This window comes from Shewanella sp. S1-49-MNA-CIBAN-0167, from assembly GCF_040310145.1.
In the GTDB taxonomy this organism is placed as follows: domain Bacteria; phylum Pseudomonadota; class Gammaproteobacteria; order Enterobacterales; family Shewanellaceae; genus Shewanella; species Shewanella psychromarinicola.
In genome coordinates this window covers 1-290 of sequence record NZ_JBEOPO010000189.1, presented here as the reverse complement: position 1 = coordinate 290, position 290 = coordinate 1, and the positions used below count along the sequence as shown (strand labels likewise).

Sequence of the window (290 nt, the reverse complement as noted above, 5' to 3'; positions counted from 1 at the left end):
ATGAACAAGCGCTCATCGCATCCAATGAAGTGGGACCAAATGACCTGTATTGATTGTCATTCTCCTCATGGCTCAATGAGCGAAAGCGCACTCAATAAACCAACGGTAAATGACACTTGTTATAGCTGCCATGCTGAAAAACGTGGACCTTTCTTGTGGGAACATGCTCCTGTAACAGAAAACTGCGTCTCTTGTCATAACCCTCATGGCAGTGTCAATGACAATATGCTTGAAAGCCGAGCACCACAATTATGTCAGCAATGTCATGCCAATGACGGTCATGCTAGCCG

The 290-nt window shown here is 45.5% G+C and carries 1 protein-coding gene; it reads left to right on the top strand.

Annotated elements, in window-relative coordinates; genetic code table 11:
• The coding region (locus tag AAEZ00_RS20955) for a cytochrome c3 family protein (RefSeq protein WP_351089807.1) at positions 1 to 290 on the top strand (290 nt) is incomplete at both ends.